At 71.8% G+C, this 26,100-nt stretch carries 26 protein-coding genes; 12 read left to right on the top strand and 14 right to left on the bottom strand.

The annotated features are described in order from the left end of the window. Positions 1-88: 88 nt before the first annotated feature. Genes AC3WLB_RS17490 through AC3WLB_RS17480 form a run of 3 tightly spaced genes read left to right on the top strand, consistent with a single transcriptional unit; the run spans position 89 to position 3,383 of the window. Positions 89-1,285 carry a pyridoxal-phosphate-dependent aminotransferase family protein gene (locus AC3WLB_RS17490; RefSeq protein WP_492508147.1) on the top strand — a complete coding sequence of 399 codons (1,197 nt, stop codon included), beginning with the start codon at positions 89-91 and terminating at the stop codon, positions 1,283-1,285. Further along, positions 1,282-2,559: an allantoate amidohydrolase gene (locus AC3WLB_RS17485; protein WP_492508145.1), complete on the top strand. Its 1,278-nt coding sequence runs from the start codon at positions 1,282-1,284 to the stop codon at positions 2,557-2,559. Before AC3WLB_RS17490 ends, AC3WLB_RS17485 begins: the two co-directional genes overlap by 4 nt. After that, on the top strand, positions 2,556-3,383 hold the full coding sequence (locus AC3WLB_RS17480; protein WP_492508143.1) for a MurR/RpiR family transcriptional regulator: 828 nt from the start codon (positions 2,556-2,558) through the stop codon (positions 3,381-3,383). The genes AC3WLB_RS17485 and AC3WLB_RS17480 overlap by 4 nt, the downstream gene beginning before the upstream one ends. A 19-nt stretch (positions 3,384-3,402) precedes the next feature. On the opposite strand, the gene AC3WLB_RS17475 is transcribed toward AC3WLB_RS17480, so the two are convergent. Together AC3WLB_RS17475 and AC3WLB_RS17470 are read right to left on the bottom strand one after the other, a co-directional pair. Further along, positions 3,403-4,053, bottom strand: a complete 651-nt coding sequence (locus AC3WLB_RS17475; protein ID WP_492508141.1) for an NADPH-dependent F420 reductase — start codon at positions 4,051-4,053, stop codon at positions 3,403-3,405. A gap of 63 nt (positions 4,054-4,116) precedes the next feature. Then, positions 4,117-4,752, bottom strand: coding sequence for a nucleotidyltransferase family protein (locus AC3WLB_RS17470; protein ID WP_492508139.1), 636 nt, complete (start codon positions 4,750-4,752; stop codon positions 4,117-4,119). A 23-nt stretch (positions 4,753-4,775) separates the two neighbouring features. Between AC3WLB_RS17470 and uraD the strand changes: the two genes are divergently transcribed. Together uraD and uraH are read left to right on the top strand one after the other, a co-directional pair. After that, positions 4,776-5,273 carry a 2-oxo-4-hydroxy-4-carboxy-5-ureidoimidazoline decarboxylase gene (gene uraD / locus AC3WLB_RS17465; protein WP_492508137.1) on the top strand — a complete coding sequence of 166 codons (498 nt, stop codon included), beginning with the start codon at positions 4,776-4,778 and terminating at the stop codon, positions 5,271-5,273. Between the two features lie 54 nt (positions 5,274-5,327). Next, positions 5,328-5,687, top strand: coding sequence for a hydroxyisourate hydrolase (uraH, locus tag AC3WLB_RS17460; RefSeq protein WP_492508135.1), 360 nt, complete (start codon positions 5,328-5,330; stop codon positions 5,685-5,687). Positions 5,688-5,943: 256 nt separating this feature from the next. Here the strand turns inward: uraH and pucL are convergent, their stop codons facing one another. Together pucL and allB are read right to left on the bottom strand one after the other, a co-directional pair. Then, on the bottom strand, positions 5,944-6,849 hold the full coding sequence (gene pucL / locus AC3WLB_RS17455) for a factor-independent urate hydroxylase (RefSeq protein WP_492508133.1): 906 nt from the start codon (positions 6,847-6,849) through the stop codon (positions 5,944-5,946). A 138-nt stretch (positions 6,850-6,987) separates the two neighbouring features. Then, positions 6,988-8,355, bottom strand: coding sequence for an allantoinase AllB (gene allB / locus AC3WLB_RS17450; RefSeq protein ID WP_492508131.1), 1,368 nt, complete (start codon positions 8,353-8,355; stop codon positions 6,988-6,990). Positions 8,356-8,445: 90 nt separating this feature from the next. Between allB and AC3WLB_RS17445 the strand changes: the two genes are divergently transcribed. The 3 genes from AC3WLB_RS17445 to AC3WLB_RS17435 are packed head-to-tail and all read left to right on the top strand — an operon-like array spanning position 8,446 to position 11,934. Then, positions 8,446-9,537: a methylenetetrahydrofolate reductase gene (locus AC3WLB_RS17445; RefSeq protein WP_492508129.1), complete on the top strand. Its 1,092-nt coding sequence runs from the start codon at positions 8,446-8,448 to the stop codon at positions 9,535-9,537. A 35-nt stretch (positions 9,538-9,572) separates the two neighbouring features. Continuing rightward, a complete protein-coding gene (locus AC3WLB_RS17440; RefSeq protein ID WP_492508127.1) occupies positions 9,573-11,282 on the top strand; it encodes an alpha-keto acid decarboxylase family protein in 1,710 nt (569 codons plus the stop codon). A gap of 19 nt (positions 11,283-11,301) precedes the next feature. Next, entirely contained in the window at positions 11,302-11,934 is a 633-nt protein-coding gene (locus AC3WLB_RS17435; RefSeq protein WP_492508125.1) for a LysE family translocator, read from the top strand. A 28-nt stretch (positions 11,935-11,962) separates the two neighbouring features. Here AC3WLB_RS17435 and AC3WLB_RS17430 read toward each other — a convergent pair whose 3' ends face one another. The 8 genes from AC3WLB_RS17430 to AC3WLB_RS17395 are packed head-to-tail and all read right to left on the bottom strand — an operon-like array spanning position 11,963 to position 19,669. After that, a complete protein-coding gene (locus tag AC3WLB_RS17430; protein WP_492508123.1) occupies positions 11,963-12,565 on the bottom strand; it encodes a pyridoxine/pyridoxamine 5'-phosphate oxidase in 603 nt (200 codons plus the stop codon). Then, a complete protein-coding gene (locus tag AC3WLB_RS17425; protein WP_492508121.1) occupies positions 12,562-13,335 on the bottom strand; it encodes a creatininase family protein in 774 nt (257 codons plus the stop codon). The genes AC3WLB_RS17430 and AC3WLB_RS17425 overlap by 4 nt, the downstream gene beginning before the upstream one ends. Further along, on the bottom strand, positions 13,332-14,663 hold the full coding sequence (locus tag AC3WLB_RS17420) for an FAD-binding oxidoreductase (RefSeq protein ID WP_492508119.1): 1,332 nt from the start codon (positions 14,661-14,663) through the stop codon (positions 13,332-13,334). The genes AC3WLB_RS17425 and AC3WLB_RS17420 overlap by 4 nt, the downstream gene beginning before the upstream one ends. 16 nt (positions 14,664-14,679) lie before the next feature. Further along, positions 14,680-15,447 (bottom strand): SDR family NAD(P)-dependent oxidoreductase, encoded by a 768-nt coding sequence (locus tag AC3WLB_RS17415; protein ID WP_492508117.1) that lies wholly within the window; start codon positions 15,445-15,447, stop codon positions 14,680-14,682. Between the two features lie 45 nt (positions 15,448-15,492). Continuing rightward, complete coding sequence (locus AC3WLB_RS17410; RefSeq protein ID WP_492508115.1) at positions 15,493-16,668, bottom strand: ABC transporter substrate-binding protein; 1,176 nt, start codon at positions 16,666-16,668, stop codon at positions 15,493-15,495. A 60-nt stretch (positions 16,669-16,728) separates the two neighbouring features. Then, the gene (locus AC3WLB_RS17405) at positions 16,729-17,574 is read right to left on the bottom strand and encodes an ABC transporter permease (RefSeq protein ID WP_022895092.1); all 846 of its coding nucleotides are present in this window, start codon (positions 17,572-17,574) and stop codon (positions 16,729-16,731) included. Further along, positions 17,571-18,344 (bottom strand): ABC transporter ATP-binding protein, encoded by a 774-nt coding sequence (locus AC3WLB_RS17400; protein WP_022895091.1) that lies wholly within the window; start codon positions 18,342-18,344, stop codon positions 17,571-17,573. The genes AC3WLB_RS17405 and AC3WLB_RS17400 overlap by 4 nt, the downstream gene beginning before the upstream one ends. A gap of 8 nt (positions 18,345-18,352) precedes the next feature. Next, the gene (locus AC3WLB_RS17395; protein WP_492508112.1) at positions 18,353-19,669 is read right to left on the bottom strand and encodes an amidohydrolase family protein; all 1,317 of its coding nucleotides are present in this window, start codon (positions 19,667-19,669) and stop codon (positions 18,353-18,355) included. A 248-nt stretch (positions 19,670-19,917) separates the two neighbouring features. Between AC3WLB_RS17395 and AC3WLB_RS17390 the strand changes: the two genes are divergently transcribed. After that, positions 19,918-20,502 (top strand): helix-turn-helix domain-containing protein, encoded by a 585-nt coding sequence (locus AC3WLB_RS17390; protein WP_492508110.1) that lies wholly within the window; start codon positions 19,918-19,920, stop codon positions 20,500-20,502. Next, entirely contained in the window at positions 20,499-21,494 is a 996-nt protein-coding gene (locus tag AC3WLB_RS17385) for a PDR/VanB family oxidoreductase (RefSeq protein ID WP_492508108.1), read from the top strand. The genes AC3WLB_RS17390 and AC3WLB_RS17385 overlap by 4 nt, the downstream gene beginning before the upstream one ends. A 12-nt stretch (positions 21,495-21,506) precedes the next feature. On the opposite strand, the gene AC3WLB_RS17380 is transcribed toward AC3WLB_RS17385, so the two are convergent. Then, a complete protein-coding gene (locus AC3WLB_RS17380) occupies positions 21,507-22,811 on the bottom strand; it encodes an amidohydrolase family protein (protein ID WP_492508106.1) in 1,305 nt (434 codons plus the stop codon). An 83-nt stretch (positions 22,812-22,894) separates the two neighbouring features. On the opposite strand from AC3WLB_RS17380, the gene AC3WLB_RS17375 reads away from it, so the two are divergent. Both AC3WLB_RS17375 and AC3WLB_RS17370 read left to right on the top strand, forming a co-directional pair. Further along, positions 22,895-24,019: an XdhC family protein gene (locus AC3WLB_RS17375; RefSeq protein ID WP_492508104.1), complete on the top strand. Its 1,125-nt coding sequence runs from the start codon at positions 22,895-22,897 to the stop codon at positions 24,017-24,019. Between the two features lies 1 nt (position 24,020). Next, positions 24,021-25,394 (top strand): 8-oxoguanine deaminase, encoded by a 1,374-nt coding sequence (locus AC3WLB_RS17370; protein WP_492508102.1) that lies wholly within the window; start codon positions 24,021-24,023, stop codon positions 25,392-25,394. Between the two features lie 19 nt (positions 25,395-25,413). Here AC3WLB_RS17370 and AC3WLB_RS17365 read toward each other — a convergent pair whose 3' ends face one another. Then, a complete protein-coding gene (locus AC3WLB_RS17365; protein WP_492508100.1) occupies positions 25,414-26,052 on the bottom strand; it encodes a LysE/ArgO family amino acid transporter in 639 nt (212 codons plus the stop codon). Positions 26,053-26,100: the final 48 nt, after the last annotated feature.

Genomic DNA, 26,100 nt, shown 5'->3' with positions numbered 1-26,100 from the left:
TGATCGAGGGTGAGAAACAGCGATTTCGTCACGACGCCGAGGAGCCATCATCATCACCCAGCCGATCAACCCCCCGCCGAGACTGCTGATGGGCCCGGGCCCGATCAACGCCGACCCGCGCGTGCTGCGCGCCATGTCGGCTCAGCTGGTGGGCCAGTACGACCCGGCGATGACCGAGGCCATGAACGAGACGATGGCGCTCTACCGCGAGGTCTTCCGCACCGGCAACGAGCAGACGCTGCTGATCGACGGCACCTCGCGTGCCGGCATCGAAGCGGCCATCGTGTCGCTCGTCGCCCCCGGCGACCGCGTGCTCGTGCCGATCTTCGGCCGCTTCGGGCACCTGCTGCGCGAGATCGCGGAGCGCGCCGGTGCCGAGGTGCACGTGATCGAACGCGAGTGGGGCACCGTGTTCACCGCCGCCGAGATCGAGGCAGCGGTGCGCGAGACCTCGCCGAAGCTCCTCGCCGTGGTGCACGGCGACACGAGCACCACGGTGGCGCAGCCGCTCGAGGGCCTCGCCGAGATCTGCGCGAAGCACGGCGTGCTGCTCTACACCGACGTCACGGCGTCGCTCGGCGGCAACAGCTTCGCGGCCGATGAGCTCGGCCTCGACGCCGTGACCGCCGGCCTTCAGAAGTGCCTCGGCGGCCCGTCGGGCTCGGCGCCCGCGACCTTCTCGCCGCGCGCCGTCGAGGTGATCGAGGGCCGCAAGAGCATCGAGGCCGGGATCGCCGGCAGTGCCGACGAGATCGCGGCCACGCGCATCCGCTCGAACTACTTCGACCTCGCCATGATCTTCGACTACTGGGGCGAGAAGCGGCTCAACCACCACACCGAGGCCACCACGATGCTCTACGGCGCGCGGGAGTGCGCCCGGCTGCTGGTCGAGGAGGGGCTCGATGCCGCCGTCGACCGTCACCGCCTGCACGGCGCGGCGATGCTCGCCGGGGTCGAGGGGCTCGGTCTCACGGTGTTCGGCGACCGCGCGGTGAAGATGAACAACGTGGTGGCCGTCGTGATCCCCGACGGGGTGAGCGGCGACGGTGTGCGCGGCGAGCTGCTCGAGGACTTCGGCATCGAGATCGGCACCAGCTTCGGCCCGCTGCACGGCAAGGTCTGGCGCATCGGCACCATGGGCTACAACGCCCGCAAGGATGCGGTGCTCACCACCCTCGCGGCGCTCGAGCAGGTGCTCCGCCGGCGCGGCGCCGCCGTCACGGCGGGCGGTGGCGTCGGCGCGGCCTACGAGGTGTACCAGGACGCGCGGGCGGGCGCGCGATGAGCGCGCCGATGACGGTGGCGGATGCCACGAGCGCCGCCACGCTGCTGGCGCGCTGCGACGAACTCGCCGCCTACTCGTCGCTGCCGGACGGCCTGATCGAGCGCGTCTACCTCTCGCCCGAGCACGCCGCGGTGAACGCGGTCGCGGCCCGCTGGATGGCGGAAGCGGGCCTCACGACCTGGCAGGACGCGGCGGGCAACCTCTGCGGGCGTCTCGAGGGCGCCGAACCCGGGCTGCCGGCGCTGCTGCTCGGCAGCCACCTCGACACGGTGCCCTCGGCCGGGCGGTACGACGGCATCCTCGGGGTGTTGACGGCCATCGCCGTGGTGCAGCGCATCCGGGCATCCGGCCGGGCGCTCCCGTTCGCGCTCGAAGTGGTGGCGTTCGCCGACGAGGAGGGCACCCGCTTCGGGCGCGCCCTGCTCGGCAGCCGTGCCCTCGCCGGCACCTGGGACGACGCGTGGTGGGAGCTGCGCGACGCCGAGGGCACCAGCCTGCACGACGCCTTCCTGGCCTGGGGCCTCGACCCGGCCCGCATCGGCGATGCAGCGCGCCGGCCCGAGCAACTCGTCGGATACCTCGAGGCGCACATCGAGCAGGGGCCGGTGCTCGAAGACGAAGACCGTGCACTCGGCGTCGTCTCGTCGATCGCCGGCGCCCGCCGCTTCATGGTGAGCGTCATCGGTGCGGCGGGGCACTCCGGCACGCCCTATGAACGACGGCGCGACGCGCTCGCGGGCGCGGCGGAGGCGATCGTCGCCATCGAGCGGATCGCTCGCACCGCGCAGCTCATCGCGACGGTCGGCCAGCTGGAGGTGTCACCCGGGGCGGTGAACGTCATCCCCGGGCGGGTCGACTTCAGCCTCGACCTGCGGGGAGAGTACGACAGCGAGCGCGATCGCATCTGGCAGGTCATCCAGGACACCCTCTCCGAGCTCTGCGAGCGGCGCGGGCTCCGCTGGGAGAGCGTCCAGACGCACTCGGCGCCCGCGGCCGCCTGTAGTGCGCGGCTGCGCGAGGTGGTGGCGGCGGGCATCCGCTCGACCGGCGACGAACGACCTTTGTCGCTGTTCTCGAAGGCCGGGCACGACGCGATGGCGGTGGCCGAGATCGCCGAGATCGGGATGCTGTTCGTGCGTTGCGAGGGCGGGGTGAGCCACAACCCGGCCGAGCACGTCACGGAGGCCGACGTCGCCGCCACGATCGACGCGGTCGAGCAGGCCGTGCTCGCGCTGGCCGACTCGGGCGACGGCGCGGAGCGCGCACCGCGATGAACATCGGGCAGCGGATCGACCGCTCCTACGGCGAACTGTCGCCGCAGGAGCAGCGGGCGGCCGACTTCATCCTGGACCACCTCAGCGATCTCGCCGTGTACTCGGGCACCGAGCTCGCGCAGCGCAGCGGGGTGTCGAAGGCGACCGTGTCGCGCCTGTTCCGGCGGCTCGGCTTCGAGAACGCGCAGGAGGTGCGGGAGCATGCGCGCTCGCTGCGCTCGTCGGGAGTGCCGGTGGGCGGGGTGGCTCCGGGCGCATCCGCCGATCTCTCGGCTCACCTCGTGCGCGAGGTCGAGAACCTGCGCCGCTGCCTCGATGCGCTCGGCCCGGAGCGGCTCGAGCAGGCGACGTCGCTGCTCGTACGGAGCCGGTCGGTGACGGTGGCGGGCTTCCGCAACAGTTACGCGCTGGCGCTGCACCTGCGGTCGCAGCTGTCGCAGAGCCGCGCGGGCGTGCAGCTCGCGCCGCAGCCCGGGCAGACCCTCGCCGAGGAGTTCGCCGAGCGGGATGCCCGCGACGTGCTGGTGCTCTTCGGCTTCCGCCGCCGGCCCGCGGGATTCGGTCGTCTCATCGCGGGCGTCGCGGCGCGCGGGATGCCGATCGTGCTGATCGGCGACCCGTCGGCCCGGCGCTACGCCGAGTTCGCGACGGTGTGGATCGAGTGCCCGATCGACAGCGTGTCGGCGCTCGACAGTTACGCCAGCGCGATGAGTCTCGTCAACGTGCTCGCGAGCAACGCGCTCGCCGCGCACACCCGCGAGAGCCGCACGCGCATCGCCGAGATCACCGGGCTCTACGAAGAGCTCGGCGAACTCGAGGGCTGAGGCCGCGCCGCGCCGCGTGCTACCGGGTGGCTTCGGCCAGACGCGCGCGCACCTCGTCGGCCGTCATCCGCACGCCGTACGCGGGCGTGTCGCGCTGGAAGCGCCAGCCCTCGGCCAGCGCACCGGCGTCGACCGCGTCGAAGCCGAACTCGTCGAAGAGAGCGGTGACGGTGGCTTTCGCGTCGGCGTCGTCACCCGCGATCGGAAGCGCCCGGCGGTCGGGGGTGCCGGCCGGCGCGCCGTCGGTGGTGAGGTCGGCGGCCATGATGTTGTTGACGCCCTTCACCACGCGGGCACCGGGGAGGTGGGCCTGCAGCATCTCGGAGACGGTGGTCGAACCCTCCTCGAGCGGGGCGATGCGACCGTCGCGCTCCCAGTAGTAGTTGTTGGTGTCGAGCACGGTCTTGCCGGCCAGCGGCTCGGCGGGCACCTGGAGGTAGTTCTTGAACGGCACCGTCACCACCACGAGGTCGCCCGCTGCCGCGGCGTCCGCCGCGGTCGCCGCTGTGGCCTGCGGCCCGAGCTCTGCGACGAGGTCGGCGAGCGTCTCGGGACCGCGGGAGTTGCTGAGCACGACCTGGTAGCCGTGCGCCACGGCGAGCCGCGCGAGCTGGCTGCCGATGTGGCCGGCGCCGATGAATCCGATCGTGGTGAGTCCTGTGGCTGTCATGTCTCCAGTCAACGCGGCTCGGGCCGCCAGGCTTCCCGGTCGCGGTGAACTGACGGGTGACCGTCAGCGTTCGCGGAGCGGGAGCTCGTCGACGTCGTCACCGCCGCCCAGATCGGTGCAGTCGATCGCTTGCGCCCCGTGCGCCCTCAGGTAGGGGCGTGCACCGACGTCGCCGTGGAGCGCTGCGCGGAGCCCGGCGAAATGACCGGCGCCGATGAGCACCGGATGCCCGGGGCGGCCCGCATAGAACGCCTGACGCAACGAGTCTGCCGTGGCGCCGTTCGCGACCCGGCGGATCGCCTCGGCGCTGAGCTCCGGCAGGTCGACGAGCGTCACCACCGCGAAGCGTGCGGCGGGGACGCCCGGGCTCGGCTCGAGGGCGGCGAGCCCGGCGCGCAACGATGCGCCGATGCCCTCGCTCCAGTCCGTGGCCACCACGACGGTGGGCGACGTGTGGGCCGGCTCGGCGGCCGGCAGCAGGGCGCGGGCTGCGGCGGCCTCTGCGCCGAGCACGACAACGACCCGGCCGCAGCCGGCGTCTTGCAAAGTGCGCACCCCGCGCGCGACCCAGGGCTCGCCGTCGGGACTGCGCACAAGGGCTTTGGGACGACCCATCCGTCGACCCGCTCCCGCGGCGAGCAGCATGCCGACGCCGCCCTCCGGCACGGCCGCCGAAGCCGGTTGCGGAGGCGCGCTCATGCCCTCATCGTAAGCTGGAGCACATGGCCGAACCCTCTGCTGCCGTGCTCGATTCGCCGGAACTCCGCGACGCCCTCCGCTCCTGCCTGGGCGTCGACCGCTTCGTGGCGGAGGTCGCCGACGGGGCGCCTTATGCGACGGCTGCCGAGCTGCACGCCGCCGCAGCCCGGGTGGCGTCGAGCCTCACGGCGGCCGAGGTCGATGCGGCGCTCGCGCACCATCCGCGCATCGGTGAGCGCGCCGCCGGAGACGGTCAGGCGCAGCGCTTCAGCCGCGCCGAGCAGTCGGCGGCCGACGCCTCGGACGCCGGCCTCGCCGAGGCGATCGCCGCTGGCAACGCGGCGTACGAGGAGCGCTTCGATCGGGTGTTCCTCATTCGGGCCGCGGGGCGGTCGCGTGCCGAGATCCTCGCCGAGCTCAACCGACGGCTCGAGCTCGACGACCAGGCCGAGGCGGCGACGGTCGCCTCGGAGCTGCGCGACATCACCCTGCTGCGGCTTCAGCAGCTCTACCCGGCCTGAACCGGGGCAGTCCACCCGCGCATCCGCCCGTCCACCCCTCACGACAGGAGCACCATGGCACCCGCGAACGACTCCGAGAGCAGTCACGTCACCACCCACGTGCTCGACTCCACGATCGGCCGGCCGGCGGGCGGGGTGCCCGTCGTGCTCGAGCACGACGACCTCGGCAACTGGGTGATGATCGGCGCGGCCGAGACCGACGCCGACGGCCGGGCGAACTCGCTCGGCCCGGTCGCGCTGCCGGCGGGCCGCTACCGGCTGAGCTTCGACACGAAGACCTACTTCGCCGAGCAGGAGGTGCACGCCTTCTACCCCGAGGTGCAGATCGTCTTCGAACTCGCCGACACCGCGGCCCACTACCACGTCCCCCTCCTCCTCAGCCCCTTCGCCTACTCCACCTACCGCGGCAGCTAGCTGGTCAGCAGCGGCAGCTAGCCAGTCCGCAGCGCCTCCCGGGCACCCCGAGGCCACGTGATGGTCCGGAGAACCTCCACAGCGACCCCACGCATCAGGCCGTACCCGACGACCCAAGGTGAGGGTGTGGCCGCGAAGCGACCGCACCCTCACATGTCGCGCGGCGCCGGGCAGGGACCGGCGACGCCCGAGGACGCCGCGCGAAGCACGGCGCCCGAGGCAAAGATCGCGCGAAGCACGGTGCCCGAGGCAGCAACTACGCGAAGCCCCCCGCAATGGTCCACGCCGGCCCCGCCGGCGGGGCGTCGTCGCGGAGCACCGAGGCCTGGATGAGGCCGTAGGGGCGGTCGTCGGCGTTGTAGACCTCGTTGTCGTTCGTGACACCGAAGGGGGAGAGGTCGTAGAGGAAGTGGTGTTTGTTCGGCGCCGTCATGCGGATCTCGGCGAGGAACGGGTAGGCCTCGAGCACCGCTTTGCCCATTTCGTAGAGCGTCTGCTGCAGGGCGAGCGAGTGCACGGCGGCGAAGGTCGACACCATGATCTGCTTGATGCCCGCGTAGGTGGCTTCCCAGTCGATCTCCGTCGAGGTGAACCGCCACTGCGCCACGAGTGAGGTGGCCATGATGCGGTCGTCGGTGGGCTGCAGCAGCGTGTAGTCGTCGGTGAGGAACCCGTGGAACTCCGAACCGGTCGTCTTCAGGAGCACGAGGTCTTTGAATCCGCCGATCACCCATTCCTGGCGAGCGTCGCCCTTGCCTTCGACGGTGATCGCGGCGGTGCGGATCTCCTGCCCCTTGCGCACGAAGGTGAAGTCGTGCTCGGAGCCGTCGACCAGCGCGCGCTCCCACGCGAACTCCTCGATCTCGATGCGGGCGCCCGACACGGGCGCCACGTCGTCGACGAAGTGCCGAGCGAGCTCGAGCCCGTAGGTCTCGATCGAGGTGAGGCCCTTCTCCTTGGCGTAGGAGTACGCGGTCTGCTTCTGCGTGTCGGTGGGGAGCACGGTGCCCTGGTCGCCGTGCAGGTGGGCGGCGTCGAAGTCGCCGCGCAGCGCGGTCGACACGTTCACGTCGTGGATCTCGTGGCGGGGGCTGTCGCGGTAGACCCGCACGATGCGGTTCTCCGCCTTGCCGTACTGGTGCGGCCCGAGGACGATCGACATGGTTCCTGCTTTCTGAGCGACTGTCGGCGCGATGGGATCTCGCGGTGCCGCGCCGTACCAGTCTGGCGTGCGACACGCCCGGGAATACGCCGGAGCGGGGTGCAGCGGGCGGAATTTACGCCCAATTTACGTGGCGGATCAGAGCGTGGAACGGCGTTCGAGCAGCCGCCCCCGCGGTGCCCGCTCGGCATCGTCGCCGCCCCGGGCGTGCACCACTTCGCCGGCGAGCCACGTGGTCTCCACCTGCCCGTAGAGGGTGCGGCCGTCATAGGCCGACACGGGGTTCTTGTGGGCGAGCGCCGAGGCCTCCACCGCGAACGACACCTCGGGCGAGAAGGCCACCAGGTCGGCATCCGCGCCCACCGCGATGACACCCTTCGCGCCGGTCAGGCCGACGAGTTCGGCCGTGTTCGCGGCCATCCAGCCGAGCACCCGCTTGAGCGGGATGCCGCGCTCCCGCGCCGCCGTCCACACCGCCGGGAAGCTCACCTGCAGCCCCGCGATGCCGCCCCAGGCCTCCTGGAAGTCGCCGTCGCCGGCGAACTTCAGCTCGGCGGTGGAGGGCGAGTGGTCGGAGGCGATCAGGTCGATCGTGCCGTCGAGGAGGGCCGCCCACAGCAGGTCCCGGTTCGCCTCGTCTCGGATGGGCGGGCAGCACTTGAACTGCGTGGCACCGTCGGGGATGTGCTCGGCCGCGAAGCTGAGGTAGTGCGGGCAGGTCTCGACCGTGATCGGCAGCCCCTCCGCCTTCGCCGCACGGATGCTCGCCAGGGCCTCGCCGCTCGACAGGTGCAGGATGTGGGCGCGCGCCCCGGTGGCCCGCACGCCCGCGATGACGTGGGCGATCGCATCCTCTTCGGCCGGCTCCGGCCGGGAGGCGACGAACGCCGCGTACTCCGGCCCCGCGGGCCCCGCTGCCGCGTCGAGCACCTCGGGGTCTTCGGCGTGCACGATGAGCAGGCCCCCGAAGCCGGCGATCTCGGCCAGCGCCTCGCGCAGCTGCTCGGTCGACAGGTGGGGGAACTCGTCGACGCCCGAGGGGGAGAGGAAGGCCTTGAAGCCGAACACCCCCGCCTCCCACAGCGGCTCGAGGGCGCCGAGACTCGACGGGATGGCGCCGCCCCAGAACCCCACGTCGACCCGCGCCTGCGGCGCCGCCGCAGCCCGCTTGAGTTCCAGCGCCTCGACGGTGGTGGTGGGCGGAATGCTGTTGAGCGGCATGTCGACGATGGTCGTGACCCCGCCCGCGGCGGCCGCCCGGGTGCCCGTCGTGAACCCCTCCCACTCGGTGCGGCCGGGTTCGTTCACGTGCACGTGCGAGTCGACGATGCCGGGCACGAGCACCTGGCCCGCCGGCAACGTCACCACCGTGTGCGCCGGCACCTCCTCGTCGAACTCGGTGATGGCGGCGACGAGTCCGTCGCGCACGAGTACCGTCGCCGGGCGCCACTGCCCCTCGACGAGAGCCGATTCGGCGCGGAGGGCGAGGTCGTAGGGCTGGGTCATCCGGGCTCCTGGTGAGTCGATGCGGTCGATGCGAGCGGTGCGGTCGGGTGGGTGGCCTCCAGCCTAAGCCGCCGCGGTTAGCATGAGCGGATGGTGGTCTCCCTCGAACTTCGCCGCTCCTGCCCCAAGCACATGGAGTACGGGCCGTGCGGCGGCGTGGAGTTCGACGGCACCTGCGAGGTGGCCGAGTTCCGCTGCGTCTTCCTCGAGACGCCGACCGTGCCCTGGCACGGGATCGCGCCGAACCCGGAGTCGCCCGCCGGCCTCGCAGGCGCCGATGTGCACCACCTCGCCGACGCACACGAGTTCCCCGTCGAGGCCCAGCCCGGTGCCGCGGCCATGCGCGCCCTGATGGCCACCCGGCCGATCGTGGTGGCCGACTTCCCGGGCCGCTCCGTCGACCGCGCGTCGCTCACCGAGTGCGCGCAGGCGCTCGCCGGGCGCGTGGATGCGACGCTCGCCGGCGACTCCGGCCGCTCGCGCGTGCAATTCTCGCCGAGCTACCGCGCCGAGCTGGTGCAGCAGCAGGGCCTCGCGGTCTGGACGGGCCTCAACTGCCGCGACCGCAACCGCGTCGCGCTCGAGGGCGAACTCGCCGGCCTCGCCGACGTGGGGGTCGCGGGTGTGCACTGCGTGACCGGTGATCACACCGCCACCGGCAACCGGCACGACGCGCTGCCGGTGTTCGACCTCGACTCCACGCAGCTCGCCGCGCTCGCCCGGCAGACCGGACACCTGGTCTCGGTGGCCGAGGCGCCGCTCACCCCGCCGGTCGACCGCCGCGCCGCGCGCCTGCGCGAGAAGGTGCTCGCGGGTGCTGACGTGTGCTTCGTGAACCACGCCGGCGGGGTCGAGCCCGTGCGCCGGTTCATCGCCGAGAGCCACGAGCTCGGTGTCGCGCCCGGCTTCATCCCCTGCGTGCCGATGGTGATCGACGCCGGGAGCGCCGCTCTGCTGAAGTCGTTCACCACCCTGGTGCTGCCCGACGGGTTCCTCGACGGCATCCTGCACGCCGCGCATCCGTTCACCGCAGCGCTCGACGCCATCACGCGGCTGTGCGAGGAGTTCCTGGCGGTGCCCGGGGTCGCCGGGGTCAACCTCTCCGGCGGGCCGGCCGCGGGGGCCGAGGCGGCGTTCGCGGATGCGATGGGTGCCGTCGCCGATCGGCTCGGGTTGCGCTAGACAGCGACCACCCCCGGGGTGAGAAGCTGGTCGACATGAGTGACCAGACACAATCCGGAAACCCCGCCCCCCTGACCGTCACCCTCGGTCAGTACCTCGCCACCCGCCTCGTGCAGCTCGGCGCCCACCACGTCTTCGGCCTGCCGGGAGACTTCAACCTCAGCCTGCTCGACCAGATGGTGACCGTCGACGGCTTCCACTGGGTCGGCTCCACCAACGAGCTGAACGCCGCCTATGCCGCCGACGGGTACGCCCGGATGCGGCGGGGCCTCGGCGCCCTCGTCACCACCTTCGGGGTGGGCGAGCTCTCGGCCATCAACGGGGTGGCCGGCAGCTACTCCGAAGACGTGCCGGTGGTGCAGATCACCGGCATGCCGACCACGGCCGCCCGCGCGGCCGGCGCGCACCTCCACCACACCCTCGTCGACGGCGACTACGACCACTTCGTGCGCGCCTACCGGGAGGTGACCGTGAGCGCCACGGTCGTGAAGGCCCAGACCGCCACGCGCGACATCGACGCCGCGCTGATGACGGCGCTCCGCGAGTCGAAGCCGGTGTACCTCGGCATTCCGAGCGACCTCGCCGCCCTGCCGGTGCACGCGGCCAACCTCCGCACCCCGCTCGTCGCCGCGTCGAGCGACCGCGCCGAACTCGAGCGCTTCACCGAGGCGCTCGCCGAAACGGTGGCTGCGCACGAGCGGGTGACCATGCTCGTCGGGCCACAGGTGCACCGCTGCAGCCTCGAGCCGCTGGTGCGGCAGATCGCCGACCACGACGGGGTCTACATCGCCTCGCAGAACATGTCGAAGGCGGTGCTCGACGAGTCGCACCCCGCGAGCCTCGGCACCTACATGGGGGCGTTCACGCGCATCCCGGCCGCGCGCGACGCCGTCGACGCGGCGCCCCTCCTGGTGCTCGCCGGCACGGTGATGAGCGACTTCCTCACCGGCTTCTTCACGCAACGCTTCGACGAGGACGACGCGATCGAGCTCGGGCTCACCACCGCGCGCATCGCCGACACCACCTTCTACGGCGTGCGGCTGGAGGACTCGCTGCGCGCCCTGCACGAGGTGCTCGGGCGCACACCGCGGGCGGAGGTCGAGCCGGTGGGGCATCCGGATGCCGCCGTCGCACCCGCGCCCGTCGACGGCGCCGGCCTCGACCACGCGTTCTTCTGGGCGGCGATCCAGGGGTGGCTTCAGCCGGGCACCACGGTGATCGCGGATGCCGGCACCTCTTTCTACGGCGCGCTCGACCTGGTGCTGCCCGACGACTCCGACCTCCTCGGCCAGCCCGTCTGGTCGGCGATCGGCTACACCATCCCGGCCACCCTCGGAGCCTGCCTCGCGCTGCCACGACGCCGTTCGGTGCTCTTCGTCGGCGACGGCGCCGCGCAGCTCACCGTGCAGGAGCTCGCCTCGATCCTGCACCGCGGGTTCACCCCGGTGATCTTCCTGATCAACAACGACGGCTACACGGTCGAGCGCAAGATCCAGAGCCCCGACGCGGTCTACCAGGACATCACGCCCTGGGACTGGACGCTCGTGCCGGCCGCGTTCGGCGCCGCCGACCGGGCGGTGACCGCGTCGGTGCGCACCCAGGACGAACTCGCCGCGGCGCTCGCCGTCGCGCACGCCACCGCCGAGAAGGCCGTGCTGATCGAGGTGCACCTGCCCGAGCTCGACTCACCGCGCCTGCTCAGCGTGCTCGCCGACGCCATCTCGGGGGCCGCGCCGAAGGCGTAGGGGGCCCTATCATCGGGACATGATCTCGTTCGCCAGCTGGCTCACCTTCGCGCTCGCGGCGCTCGCGCTCATCCTGCTGCCCGGGCCCAGCGTGCTGTTCGTGATCGGGCGGTCGCTGGCCCTCGGCCGGCGGGGCGGGCTGCTCAGTGTGCTCGGCAACGGGCTCGGCATCCTGCCGCAGGTGGTCGCGGTGGCGCTCGGCGTCGGGGTGATCGTGGCGCAGTCGATCGTGGCCTTCACCATCGTGAAGTTCGTCGGGGCCGCCTACCTCGTGTACCTCGGCATCCAAGCCATCCGGCACCGCAACGAGATCACCGGGGCGGCCGGTGCCACGACCCAGCGGTCGTCGTGGCGGCTGCTCGCCGAGGGCTTCGTGGTGGGCCTCACGAACCCCAAGACGATCGTGTTCCTGGTGGCGGTGCTGCCGCAGTTCGTCGACTACCACTCCGGCGCGGTGGCGGTGCAGATGCTGGTGCTCGGCGCGACCTTCATCGTGATCGGTCTGGTCTGCGACTCGGTCTGGGCGCTCTCGGCCGGTTTCGCGCGCGACTGGTTCGCGAAGTCGCCGAAGCGGATGGCGCGGATGCGCGCCACGGGCGGCGCGATGATGATCGGGCTCGGCGGCACGCTGGCCCTCACCGGCAACAAGTAGCTGCCCGGCGACAAGCACGGGTTGCGGCTCAGCCGGCCCGCACGGAGCGCTCCCAGGCGCCGGACTCTTCGCGCGTGAACTCCGTGCGCCGGCTCGCGGTATCGGGGCGCCCCTCCCAGAACGTCAGACGCACGGGCCGCACGAGGTAGCCGGCCCAGGTCGGCGGCGGATCGAGCGACGGATGCGCGGCGTCGAACTCCGCCCAGCGCGCCTGCCGCTCGGCCAGCGGCACGGCGGCGAACTCCGGGGTGTTGAGCCAGGCGAGCAGCTGCAGGTACCGGGAGCGGTGCCGGTAGGCCCACAGCTCCTCGTCGCCGTCGGCGCGTGACACGTCGCCCTGCACCACGAGCTGGCGCCCGGGCCTGACCAGGGTGAGGGAGGCACGCGGGTCGCCCGTCACATCCTCGACCTTGCGCGACCGGGAGTCGGTGTGGAAGTAGAAGCCTCGCTCGTCGTACTCGCTCAGCAGCACGCTGCGCGCATCCGGATACCCGCTCGACGAGCGCGTGCCGAGCGTCATGAGCGGGCGCGCCGGGTCGTCGTTCGCGGGGAGCCACGTGGCCAGCAGGGCGAACGGGTCGGCCGCGCCGATCTCGCCGTCGATTTCCGCGCCGGCCCCGCCGTCGCTCATGCCGCGCCGGCGGCGTCGAACCGCGCCACCTCGGCCAGCGCCTCGACCGCGTCGGCCACCGACGCCTCGAACAGCTCGGCGCCGTAGGCCGCGTTCGCCCCGGTCGGGTCGCCCAGCGTGCCGTTCGTGCCGAAGTCGTTCGAGAGCCAGCCGAAGGTCACGCGCTTCTTGAAACCGATGTGCTCGAAGGTGTCGAGGTGCTCCGGCACGCTGCGCTCGGCCAGCGACAGGTCGACCAGCTCGGGCCGCAGGTGCAGCACGAGCGAGGTCTCGGAGTGACCGGCATGGATGCCGAGCCCCAGCTCTTCGGGGCCGTCGTGGGCGCCCGGCGGCACGGTGGCGCCCATCAGGAAGGTCTGCAGCCCGAAGCGCCGCCGCAGCTCGCGGCAGGCCACCTGCAGCAGGGCGAGGTTGCCGCCGTGCCCGTTGAAGAACACGAGCTTCTTCGCGGGGGTGGCGGCGATCGAGTTGCCGAGCTCGACCACGGTCTGCATCAGCGTGTCCCAGCTGATCCACATCGTGCCCGGCGCCCAGTGGTGCTCGTCGGACTTCGTGTAGGCGATGGTGGGCAGGATCCAGACGTCCTGGCCTGCCTCGGCCGCGCGCTCGACCGCCGCGTTCGCGACGCTGTCGGCGATGAGGCAATCGGTCATGAGCGGCAGGTGCGGCCCGTGGAACTCGATGGCACCGGTGGGCAGCACGATCACCGAGTCCGTTGAGAGCGCGGCGGCGGCGGCGGTGCCGGAGAGTTCGACCAGACGGCGGGTCATGCCCACTTCACCCCGGTCGGCACGGTCTCGTTCAGCGGGATCTTGCCCGGGTTGAGCAGACCCTCCGGGTCGGTGGTGGCGGCCAGTGCCTTGGTGCGCTCGACCTCGTGGTCGACGAACCACTGGTGCGGGCTGTGGAACCGCACGCCGATGGCGGTCAGCCGGTCGTAGCCCGCGTACACCTCCTCGGCGCTCACGTACGGCGCGGCGAGCATGCCGATCGGGTGGTCGCGCTGCGCCTCGATGTGCAGCATCGCACCGGGGTAGACCTGGTGCACCTCGTCGAGGCGCTCGACCAGCGCCGGCCCGGAGACCTCGACGTGGAAGTAGGTCTCGTCGGTCGACTTCTGCAGCCACTCGATGGGGTGGTTGTACGAGAGCATCGAGATCTTCACGGTGGCCTGCGGGCCCTCGCGCACGTCTTCGACGCGGCCGCCTGCACCCTCCACCAGGGCCGAAGCGGCCTCGACGGTGGCGGGGTCGAGGATGGCGCGGAGCGACGCCCGACCCTTCGGGATAGCGGGGTCGTCGGGGAGCGCGTCGGCGATGCGGGGCAGGTCGGCCGAGACGAGGCGCGGCGTCGGCTCGAGCCAGCCGATCTGGCGGATGACCGAGGTCGCGTCGGCGAAGCTGGGGAAGCTCGCGTAGAAGCCCACCCACTCCTGCATCGGCTCGAGGGCGATGGTGGCGCGGGCGATGATGCCGGCGGTGCCGTAGGTGTGCACGTACGGCTGGGCGTCGGCGCCTTCGAGGTGCACGAGCTGAGCATCCGGGCTCGCGTACACGACGTCGAGCGCCAGCACGTACTCGCCGCTCATGTTCGAGCCGTGCTTGATCGAGCCCGTGCCGCCCGAGCCGCCGGAGAGGAACCCGCCGATCGAGGACTGCGCGGTGGAGGGGTACATCAGGATCTGCTGGCCGGCCTCCCGCGCGGCCTGCTCGATGACCACCATCGGTGTGCCGGCCTCGGCCACCAGGTAGCCGTCGCCGACCTCCACCACCGCGCGGGCCTTCGACATGTCGAGCACCAGGCCGCCTTCGAGGGGGATGGCCTGGCCGTAGTTGCCGGTGCCCTTGCCGCGCGGTGTGACCGAGACGCCGTGCCGCACGGCGGCGGCGACGGTCTGGGCGATCTGCTCGGCGTTCGCCGGGAAGGCGACGATGTCCGCGAGCCCCAGCGGCAGCTGCTCGGCGAGGATCGGCGACATCTTGGCGCCGTCGAGCGAGGCCTTCTCGCGTCCGCGCAGCTCGGTGGTGACGCCGCGTTCGCCGAGCAGGGCGGTGAGTTCGGCCTCGAGGGCGGCGATCTGATCGGGGGAAGCGGTCATCAGGGGATCCTTCGGTTCAGTGCATGATCATGCCGCCGGTCACATTGACGGCTTGGCCCGTCATGTAATCCGAGTCGGCGGAGGAGAGGAAGGCGGCGACGCCCGCGACGTCGTCGGGTTCGGCGCAGCGGCCGAGCGGGGAGAAGCTCGACCACTCGGCGACGTCGGCTTCGGTGCGGGTGGCCGCACCCATGTCGGTGAGCACGTAGCCGGGGCAGATGCAGTTGGCGGTGATACCGGATGCGCCGAGTTCGAGCGCGGTCACGCGGGTGAGGGCGATGACGGCGGCCTTCGAGGCGGCGTAGTGCGCTTGCCCGGCGCCGCCGGCCTTGCCCGCCATACTGGCGAGGTTGACGATCTTGCCGCCGGTGCCGGAAGCGATCATCGAGCGGGCGGCCACCTGGGTGGTGACGAGCATGGCGGTGGTGTTGACGGCGAAGACGGTGTTCCAGTCGTCGACCGTGATGTCGAGGAGCGGTGAGAAGCGGAGGATGCCGGCGTTGTTGATGAGCACGTCGATGCCGTCGAGGGCCTCGACGGCCCGGCTCAGCGCATCCGTCGTCTCCGCAGGATCGCTGAGGTCGGCGGCGACGAAGTGGCCGCCGACCTCGGCCGCGAAGGCCGAACCCTGGTCGGCGAGGAGGTCGAGCACGGCGATCTCGGCGCCCTCCGAGGCGGCGCGGCGGGCGATGGCGGCACCGATGCCACGCGCCCCGCCCGTGACCACGATCCGTCGGCCGAGAAGGCGCGGAGCGGGTCGGGTGGTCACGGACGGGAGCGTCATGGTGTCGGGTCCTTACGGGTTCTTCGGTCGGTCGCTACGGCCGGGTTACTTCAGGCCGATGGAGCTGTCGATGAACTCGTTGGTGTAGAGGTCGTCGGCGGTCAGGCCGTCGGCCGGCGTGATGCCGATCGACTCCAGGATCGGGACGGCCTTGCCGAAGAACGAGGTCATGCGCGACTCGTCGAGGTCGCCGATGGTGTCGTTGGCGCCGTTCGAGACGAGGCCGAGGTCGATCATCTGCTTCACCGAGAAGTCGGCGACGCCCTGCGAGTACACCCAGCCGGTGTCGAACTGGTCGACCAGGTCAAGGATGAGGTCGTTCACCGGCTGCGGGTCGGCGAAGTAGTCGACCTCGGCCTGCTGCAGCACGGGCACGAGAGCCTTCAGGCAGTCGGCGTTGGCCTCCAGGTCACCGGTGCGGGTGGCCATCACCGACTGGTAGTAGTCCCACCCGGTGTCGTTGATGAGCTGGAAGTCGACCGGCTTCATCCAGTCGCTCACCTCGTTCTCGTAGATGTACGGCTCGGCCGAGGCGAAGCCCTGCTGGGCGGCCTTGCCGCCGTCGGCCACGAAGTTGGCCGGGGTGCCGTCGTAGCTCGAGTCGGCCTGCGCCTCGGGCACGATGCCCTGCGCCTTCAGGTACTCCATGTAGGTGGAGTCGGCGAAGTAGCGCACGATCGCACCCTTCGAGGTGACGTCCTTGATGGTCTTGGCGTCGGGGTAGGTGGCCGGGTCCCACATGATCATGAGCGGGCTCTTCTCCAGCGGCGCGAAGACGCCGGTGGTGGGGAAGTCGGCCGAGTTCTGGATCTGCTCGTCGGTCGAGACGTAGCCGAGCATGATGTCCGGGTCCTGGTACATGATCGAGGTCACGCTCTGGAAGCCGATCGCGGGCCCGCCGGAGCGGATCTCGACGTTCACGCCGGTGTACTCGCCGCCGGAGTAGAGCGGGCCACTGACCTTCTTGTTGGCGGCGTCGATCTTCGGGTCGGGTCCGAGCAGTTCGTAGAGGTGGCCATGCTCGGCCTCCGGGTTCCAGTCGGTCTGGAGCACGATGTTCGCCGGGCAGACGCCGGAGAGGTCGACCGCGCCGATGGCGGTGTCTGCCGACGGCGTCGAGTCGTCGGTGGCCGACGAGCTCGAGCTACAGGCTGAGAGGGCGATCGCGGTGGTCGCGACCAATCCGGCGGCGAGGACCAACCGGGTTCGGGTGCTGCGCATGTCTTCTCCTTCTGGGTGGAGCGGTGTGGTGCAGGGAATGGGATGGTGCGGATGGAACGTCTAGTTGGCCGAGAAGTCGTACCACTTGCCGACGACGCGCTTGCCGATCCAGCCGAACAGCGCGAAGATCGCGACGCCGAGGAGGGCTGCGACGAAGATGGTGGCGAACAGCTCGGCCGAGCGGAGCCGGGCGGTGTAGGTGCTGAGGAGCGACCCGAGACCGGGCTCGCCACGACGGAAGAAGAAGTCGCCCACGATCGCACCCACCACGGCGAGACCGGCCGAGATGCGCATGCCGGCGAAGATCGCGGGCAGGGCGGCCGGGAACTCGAGCTTCGAGAGCACCGTCCAGCGGCTCGCCCGCTGCAGCTGGAACAGCTCGCGCTGACCGGGGTCGACCGACTGCAGGCCGAACAGGGTGTTGGAGACCATCGGGAACAGCGCGATCATGATGCACACGATCACGCGCGCCGGATACTCGAAGCCGAACCAGAAGCCGATGAGCGGCACCAGCGCGAGGATCGGGATGCACTGCAGCACCACCGCGTAGGGGTAGAGCGAGCGCTCCACCCACTTGGCCTGGCTCATCGCCACCGCCCAGAGCACGCCGATCACGATCGCGAACGCGAGGCCGACGAGCGCGACCATCGTGGTGCGGCCGAGCGCCTGCACGATCTCGAGGAAGGTCGCCGGGTCGAAGAACGCGGCGACCACCTCGTGCGGCGGCGGCATCAGGAAGCGGCGCTTCTCGTCGAGGATGAGGTAGGTGATGGCGTACCAGACCGCCAGCACGCCGAGGAAGACCAGCACCGGCGGGATCCAGGTGGCGGCGCGGCTCTTCGACCGCTTCACGGTGGCGGGCCGGACGGGCGCGCCGGTCGTCGGCGCCGAGGAGGTGGTGGTCATGAGTGTCCCTCTCGGAGAGCGTGGGAGACCTGGCCGCAGAGTTCGGCGAACTCGGCCGTGAAGCGGATGTCGGGGTCGCGGGGGAACGGGAATTCCACGGGGAACTCGTCCACGATGTGCCCGGGTCGGCCCGACATGACGATGACCCGGGTGGAGAGGTAGACCGCCTCCGACACCGAGTGGGTGATGAAGAGTCCGGCGAACTGCTGCTCCGTGAACAGGCGGATGAGTTCGTCGTTGAGGCGCTCGCGGGTGATCTCGTCGAGGGCGCCGAACGGTTCGTCGAAGAGGAACAGCTCCGGGTTGAGGGTGAGGCTCCGCGCGAGGCTCGTGCGCATCTTCATGCCGCCGGAGAGCGTCTTCGGCAGGTGCTTCTCGAAGCCGGAGAGCCCGACCAGGTCGATGGCCTCCTTCGCCGTCTTCTTGCGGGTCGCCTTCGGGATGCCGTTGAGTTCGGCGAGCAGCTCGACGTTCGACTGCACGTCCCGCCAGGGCAGCAGGGTCGCATCCTGGAAGACGTAGCCGATGCGGTTCGTGTCGACCTGGGTGACGCCCTCCGTGGCGGGCGTGAGGCCCGACGCGATGCGCAGGAGCGTCGACTTGCCGCAGCCCGACGGCCCGACGACGGTCACGAACTCGCCGCGGTTGACCGTCAGCGAGACGCCGGAGAGGGCGGTGGTGCCGTTCGGAAACGTCATGGCGACGTCGTCGAAATGCAGCAGCTGATCGGTGGTGGTCGCCGGGGCGACGGGGGAGGGTGCGATGGTCATGGAGCTTCTCACCTCGTTTCGAGAATGGGTTCGATGGCTGGAGCGGGGCTGATCGGGCTCGCAGGAGCGGGCCGGCGGGCGGCGGCGATGGTCTCGGGTACCGCGATGGTGCGGGTCACGACGGATCGGGCGACCACCCGGCCGGCGTGCACGACGACGCGATCGGCGCTCGCGTTCGCGATGGCATCCGCGAGGCCGCCGGCGCGCACGGCGAGGAACTCGGCCCGCGCGCCGACGAGGGCGCCGGCGACCGGCAGGCTCATCACGTCGCGGGCGCCGGCGCTGACGGCGGTGTAGGCCTCGTCGAGGGTGAGGTGCCCGGCGGTGACGAGCAGCGATGCGGTCTCGAGGGCGTCGCTGCGGCCCACCGGGTTGAACGGATCGCGCACGTTGTCGGCGCCGGCGCCGAGGCGCGCACCCGCGTCGAGCAGGCGCCGCACCGCGGTGAGTCCGCGAGGGGTGGCGACCGGATGCTCCCAGCCCTGCAGGTAGAGGTTCGTGATCGGCAGCGTCACCACGCCGATGTCGCTCCGCACGATCTCGGCGATCACCTCGTCGAGTTCGGCGAGTTCCATCGTGCCGAGCCGAACGCAGTGACCGGCGGTGACCGGCCGGCTCGCGTCCCAGTCGCGCACGACCTCGGCGAGGGTGCGCATCGTGAGGGCGCCGTCGAGGCTCTCGTCGGTGTGCATGTCGACGCCCACGCCGCGGGTGGTCGCGAGGGCGAGGAGGCGGCGCAGGTCGGCGTCGGGGTCGTCGGCGAGGTGCGGCGCGCCGCCGACCAGGTCGACGCCGAGGTCGAGCGCTTCGAGCACGTGCTCGTCGGGCGCGGTCGGCCCGGCCAGCGCCACGAGTTCGAGGTCGAGCAATCCGCGGAGCTCCTCGCGCACCTGGGCGAGGGCGCGCACGCCCCGCATCGGCTCCGGGCCCTGCAGGATGTCGACGTGGCAGCGGATGGCCGTGGTGCCGTTGGCGAGCATCCGCAGGGCCTGCTCACGCGCACGCTCGGCGATGCTCTCGGTCGACATGGTGGCCGCGTAGCGCCGCCAGGACTCGATGGCGAGGCCCAGGTCGCCCATCGGCGGCTCGATCAGATCCCAGGAGAGCGCCTTGTCGAGGTGGGCGTGCGGCTCGGCGGGAGCGGTGAGGAGGAGGAAGCCGGTGAGGTCGAGCGTGGTGGGCTCGGCGGAGTCGGCGCGGGCGACGCGGCCGGCCGACGGCGTCACGGCGGTGACCCGGTCACCCGCGATCTCCACGTCGACGACGCTGCCGTCGGGGAGCGTCGCGCCTGTCAGCCGCTGCAGCTGCTGGGGGAGTGCGGTCATTCTCGGGCTCCCCGTCGTCGGTGGGCGCGGCGCCCTGGCTGGTGATCATCGCGACGTCGGGGTGATCGATGGATGTTGATGGGTTCAACAGGGCTCACGCTACGGACGGCTCGTTTCGGTCACGTAACGCGGTCATTTCCGAATGTAAATTGCGGCCCGCGCCGATTTCGCGCGTGGGCGGGTTCGTGGTTACTGTCTGAGGTGTCCGCCGGGAATCGGCCCGGCGACGACCGGAAGGGGTGTCGATCGTGTCCGTCGTCCTCGACGAGCAGACCGAGCGTCTCGGCGCGCGCATCCGCTCCTTCCGGCAGGCGCGCGGCCTCACGCTGGTGGAGCTGGCCCGGCTGGCGGGGCTCTCGCATCCGTTCCTCAGCCAGCTCGAGCGCGGTCAGGCCCGGCCGAGCATGCTCTCGCTCGAGCGGATCGCGCGGGCACTCGGCTCCAGCCAGATCGAGTTGATCGCCGCCGCGACCGACGACCTGGTGCCCGGCGCGAGCGTCGCCCGGGTGTCGCTCGTGCGCAAGGCCGAGGGCCTGCAGGGGCCGTTCGGTGGCGGTTCAGCGCGCATCCTCGTGCACGGCGAGGGACCGTTCATCCCGATGGAGTTCCGGGGCTCGAACCGCGACCCGGGCGAGTTCTACCACCACGCCGAAGACGAGTTCCTGCACGTCGTGAGCGGTCGCGTGCTGGTCGACCTGGCCGACGACGGCGAGTTCGAGTTGCTGCCGGGCGATTCGATCCACTACGCCGGCGGCACCCTGCACCGCTGGTGCTCGGCGGGCGACGGCGAGTACCGCCTGTTCATCGTGAAGGAACGGCGGGCCGAGGCATGAGCGCCGGGGCGCTGCGCGAGATCGACGCCGTCGTGGCGTCGGCGAAGCGGGTGGCCGACGACGTGGTGCTGCTCGAGCTGCGGGCGGCCGACGGGGCGCTCCTGCCCGCGTGGGAACCCGGGGCGCACCTCGACGTGCTGGTGCAACCGGGGGTGGAGCGGCAGTACTCGCTCTGCGGTGACCCGGCCGACCGGTCGCGTTACCGGGTGGCGGTGCTGCGCGAACCCGACGGACGCGGCGGGTCGGAGCACGTGCACGCGCACATCGCCGAGGGGTCGGTGCTGCACATCCGGGGTCCGCTGAACCACTTCGCGCTGGAGCCAGTGACGGCTGCGTCGCGCCTGGCCTTCGTGGCGGGGGGCATCGGCATCACGCCGCTCCTGCCGATGATCCGGGCCGCCGAGGCGGCGGGCTCGGCGTGGACGCTCGACTACGCCGGTCGCGCCCTCGAACGCATGCCGTTCGTCGACGAACTGGTGCGCGACTACGGGCCGCGCGTGCGGGTGCACGTGCCGTCGGGGCCGGGGGCCTCGCGGTTCGACGTCGGATCGCTCAGCTCGGCGGTGCGGGCGGACGACGCCGAGGGGCCGCTCGCGGTCTACAGCTGCGGGCCGGCGCGGATGCTCGCCGCACTCGAGCAGGAGGCCCGCGAGGCCGGGTGGCCGGCCGGCACCCTGCACCTCGAGCGCTTCGAAGCCCGCGAGGTCACCGAGCCCGTTCGGCACGAGGCGTTCGAGGTCGAGTTGGAGCTCTCCGGGCTCACGCTGACGGTGCCGCCGGACCGGTCCATCCTCGACGTGGTCGAAGAAGCCGGCGTGCTGGTGCTCTCCTCCTGCCGGGAAGGCACCTGCGGCACCTGTGAGACGCCGGTCGTGTCGGGCGAGGTCGATCACCGCGACTCGGTGCTCACCCCGGACGAGCAGGAGTCGAACGAGGTCATGATGATCTGCGTGTCGCGGGCGGCGTGCCCGCGATTGGTGCTGGAGCTGTAGGGCGGGGTCCTTTCAGCGGCGGGCCGCCAGCAGACCGTTGAGCGCGCTCGCCAGCTCGCGCTCGTCGTGGTCGACGAGCTCGTAGTCGCGCACCACCACGCGACCGCCCACCACCACGTGCCGCGGCCGGCGGCCGGGCGACGCCCAGAGGAGTCCGGCGACCGGGTCGGCCACGCCCGCGTCGGCGACGCCCGAGACGTCCCAGACGCAGAGGTCGCCGGCGGAACCGGGGCGGAGGTGACCGAGTTCGCCGCGCCCGAGTCCCTGCGCCGATCCTTCGGAGGCGATCGACAGGATGCTCCGGGCATCGATCGGCGGCCCGGCGAGCGGTGCCACCTGCAGCGCGAGCCGCGCATCCGCCAGCAGATGGCCGGCGTCGTTGCTGCCGCCGCCGCTGGTGCCGAGGCCCACCGTGATGCCCGCGGCGCGGAGTGCGGCGACCGGCGCGACGCCCCAGCCCATCGGCAGGTCGCAGCCCGGCGCGTGCGTCGCGGTGACCCCGCGCTCGGCGAGCAACGCGATCTCGTCGTCGGTGACGGCGCAGAGGTGGGCGAGGGTGACGTCGGGCGCCAGCCAGCCCCAGTCGTCGAGCAGGGCGATCGGCCGCTTGCCGTACTTCTCCAGGGCGATGACGACATCCACCTGCTCGTTGGCCTGCGTGCGGCGGCGCAGACCGCGGCGGGCGGCGACCTCGCCGAGCAGGCGGAAGGTCGCCTCGCCGTCGCTGTGCACGCCCGCGGGACCGACCGCGACCTGCAGCAGGCCGTGGGCGCTCACGCCACCCGGCGCATCCGCCACCAGCGCGTCGGCGATGGCGTCGGCCGAGGCGGCGGCCTCCGCCGGGTCGTCGCGCGCCGCACCCCGCACGAACACCAGCCGGCCGCCGAGTTCGCGCGCGGCGGCCGCGGTCGCCTCGGCGATGCCGACGCTGTCGCAGCCGGCGGGCCAGGTGAGGTGGTGGTCGGCGACGGTGGTGACCCCGTTGAGGAGGCCTTCCGCGACCCCGACCCGAGCGGCCGCGCCGGCCAGCTCGGGGTCGATGCCGACCTCGGCATAGGCCGCCGCCATGGTCGGCAGCCACTCGCGCATGGGCACGCCACGGGTTCCCGGCAGGGTGCGGAACGCGGTCTGCAGGAGGTGGTGGTGCGCGTTCACGAGGCCGGGGGTGACGATGCCGCCCCGGGCGTCGAGGTGCTCGTCGGGGTGCCCGTCGGAACCGGCCCCGGGGGAGCCGACCTCGAAGCGGCTCGCATCATCCGCGGTGCGTTCGGTCTCGGCGTCGATGACGATGTGGCTGGCGTCGTGGATCGTGAGCATGGTCACGTTCTAACACGTTCATGTGTCAGGCTGATGACGCGCGGGCCGTCGGCTCCTGCGCCCGGAAGCGAATCGGAGGACGGATGCTCGAACTCGCCTCGGCCCTGCTCGCCTCACTCGCGGCGGGGCGACGACTGGCCGTCGCCACGGTGATCGGCGTCGACGGCAGCGCGCCGCGCGCGCTCGGCACGTCGATGGCGGTCGACGACGAGGGCCGGGTGATCGGGAGCATCTCGGGCGGCTGCGTCGAGGGGGCCGTGTACGACGTCTGCGGCCGCGTGCTGGAGTCCGGCACGGCAGAGGTGTGCGAGTTCGGGTTCAGCGACGCCGACGCGTTCGCGGTGGGCCTCGCCTGCGGCGGGCGACTGCGGGTGGTGGTGCAGGAGCTCGGCCTCGCGGAGGCACGGAATGCGCCGACGGCCGCGGTTCGCCGGGCGCTGGAGCGAGCGCGGGACGGCAAGGCCGCGGGGGTCGCACTCGTGGTCGCGGGGGAGTCGGGGGACGCCGTGGAGGTTCTGGCGCAGGGCGAGGGTGCCTCTGGCGGTGCCGTCGGCGACGCACGGGCGCGGGCGGTGCTCGCGGCTCTGGACGCTGCCGTGCAATCCGGTCGCACCGAACGCCGGACCGTGGCGTGCGAGGGCGAGGAGCTGTCGGCGGTGCTGCTCGTGAGCGCCCCGCCACCGCGCCTGATCGTGTTCGGCGCGGTCGATTTCTCGGTCGCCCTGGCGAAGGCGGGTGCGCTGCTCGGCTACCGGGTGACGGTCTGCGACGCGCGGCCGGTGTTCGCGACGCCCGAGCGTTTTCCGGGGGCGGAGGTCGTGAACCGATGGCCGTCGGACTACCTGGCGCAGACGGAGGTCGACGAGCGCACCGCCGTGTGCATCCTGACGCACGACGACAAGTTCGACCTGCCGTTGCTCGAGGTCGCGCTGGCCCTGCCGGTCGCCTACGTCGGGGCGATGGGTTCCCGTGCCACGCACGAGCGGCGGGTGCGTGCCCTGCTAGAGCGGGGGATCGACCCGGCGGCGCTCGAGTCGCTGCACTCGCCGATCGGGCTCGACATCGGTGCGTCGTCGCCGGAGGAGACGGCGGTGTCGATCCTGGCCGAGATCATCGCGGTGCGCACCCGGCGGCCCGGGGTGCCCCTGCGTGAGACGTCAGGCCCCCTGCATCGGCAGGCTCCCGTCGCAGCCGAGGGCGGGTTCTGAGATGACGCAGCCGCGCACGGTGATCGAGGGCGCCTACGTCGCCACCGTCGACATAGCCGGAACGGAATATACCTCGGGACACGTCGTGATCGACGGGCGAGAAATCGTCGCGGTGGGCGCGGGGCCCGCCCCTGACTGGGCCACGGCGGATGCGTCACGCCCGGTGACGCGGATCGATGGCACCGGGCACCTCCTCACGCCCGGCCTCATCAACACGCACCACCATCTCTACCAGTGGCTGACACGCGGCCTCGCCCAGGATGCCATCCTGTTCGACTGGCTGACCGCCCTCTACCCCACCTGGTCGCGTATCACCGCCGACACGGTGGGCGCCGGCGCTCTCGGCGGCATGGCGGTCGGGGCGCTGTCCGGGTGCTCGACCATGGGCGACCACCACTACGTCTTCCCGCGGGGGAGCGGCGACATCCTGGGCAGCATCGTCGCGGCCGCCGACGATCTCGGTGTGCGCCTGCACGCGACCCGCGGCTCGATGGACCTGGGCGCGTCGCAGGGCGGACTGCCGCCTGACTTCGCCGTCGAGACCACGGCCGATGCGTTGCAGGCGAGTGCGGATGCGGTGGCGCGCTTCCACGATCCCGCGCGAGAGGCGATGGTGAAGATCGCGATCGCGCCCTGCTCGCCGTTCTCGGTCACCGCCGATCTGCTCCGCGAATCGGCGGTCCTCGCCCGGTCGCTCGATGTGCGCCTGCACACGCACGGTTCGGAGACGGTCGAGGAGGACGCCTTCTGTCTCGAGCGGTTCGGGCGCACCCCGACCGAGTACCTCGACGATCTCGGCTGGTTGGGCGCTGACGTGTGGATGGCGCACTGCGTGCACCTCGACGAGCGGGCCATCGCGCGGTTCGCGGCCACCGGCACGGGCGTGGCGCACTGCCCGTCGTCGAATGCGCGCCTCGCCGCGGGGATCGCACCTGTGCCGCAGCTGCTCGCCGCCGGGGTGCCGGTCGGCCTGGGGGTCGACGGGTCGGCGTCGAACGAATCCGGTCAGCTGGGCACGGAGATCCGGATGTCCGTGCTCGTCAACCGGCTGCGCGCGGGTGCCGACGGCATGAGCGGGCGGTCGGGTCTCCATCTCGCGACGATGGGCGGTGCGCGGGTGCTCGGGCGCGATCGGGAACTCGGCTCGATCGAGGTGGGGAAGCTGGCGGATCTCGCGCTCTGGAGGATCGACGGGGTCGAGCACGCGGGAATCGTCGATCCGGTTGCGGCGCTGACGCTCGGCGCGCAGCCACCGCTCACACTGCTGCTGGTCGACGGGCGCGCGGTGGTGCGCGACGGCGAGCTCGTCCGGGTCGCCGAGCGCGAGGTCGCGCGGGGAGTGGCCACGGCGGTGGAGACGTTGCTGGGAGCCTGATCCTGCAGCAGAACCGCGGTCAGATGCCGAGCAGGAGGGACACGGCGATCGCCAGCATCACGATCGCGATGGCTCCGTCGAGGATGCGCCAGGAGATCGGTTTGGCGAACACCGGCCGGAGCAACCGCGCGCCGTAGCCGAGCGCGGTGAACCAGATCAGGCTCGCGAGCACGGCACCGATGCCGAACAGCCAGCGTGACTCGCCGTGCGAGTTGGCGACCGAACCGAGCAGCACGACGGTGTCGAGGTAGACATGCGGATTGAGCCAGGTGAGCGCGAGGCAGGTGCCGACCGTGGCGAGGAGGCCCGGCGACGGGCGTCCCGCGGCGTCGTCGGCGTCGGCGCCCGGACTGAGGCTCGCCGGGCGGAGCGCTCGCCGGGCGGCGAGGATGCCGTAGACGGTGAGGAAGACGGCGCCGCCGATGCGCACGACGACCATCAGCACCGGCAGTCGATCGACGGCCAGACCGACACCGCTGATGCCGACCGCGATGAGCACGGCGTCCGACAGGGCGCACACGGCGACCACCGCCGCAACGTGCCGACGGAGCAGTCCTTGCCGCAGCACGAACGCGTTCTGGGCACCGATGGCGACGATCAGCGAGAGGCCGAAGCCGAGTCCGGCGGCGACGGCGAAGGGGTCGAGGGCGGTGAGCACGGGTCGACGATATCCGCGTTTTTCGCAACAGCCCAGCTAATGTTTCTT

Source organism: Herbiconiux sp. FW305-C-125, from assembly GCF_058783455.1.
The sequence above is the reverse complement of the archived record's forward strand: the minus strand, read 5'-3'. Positions and strand labels throughout refer to the sequence as shown.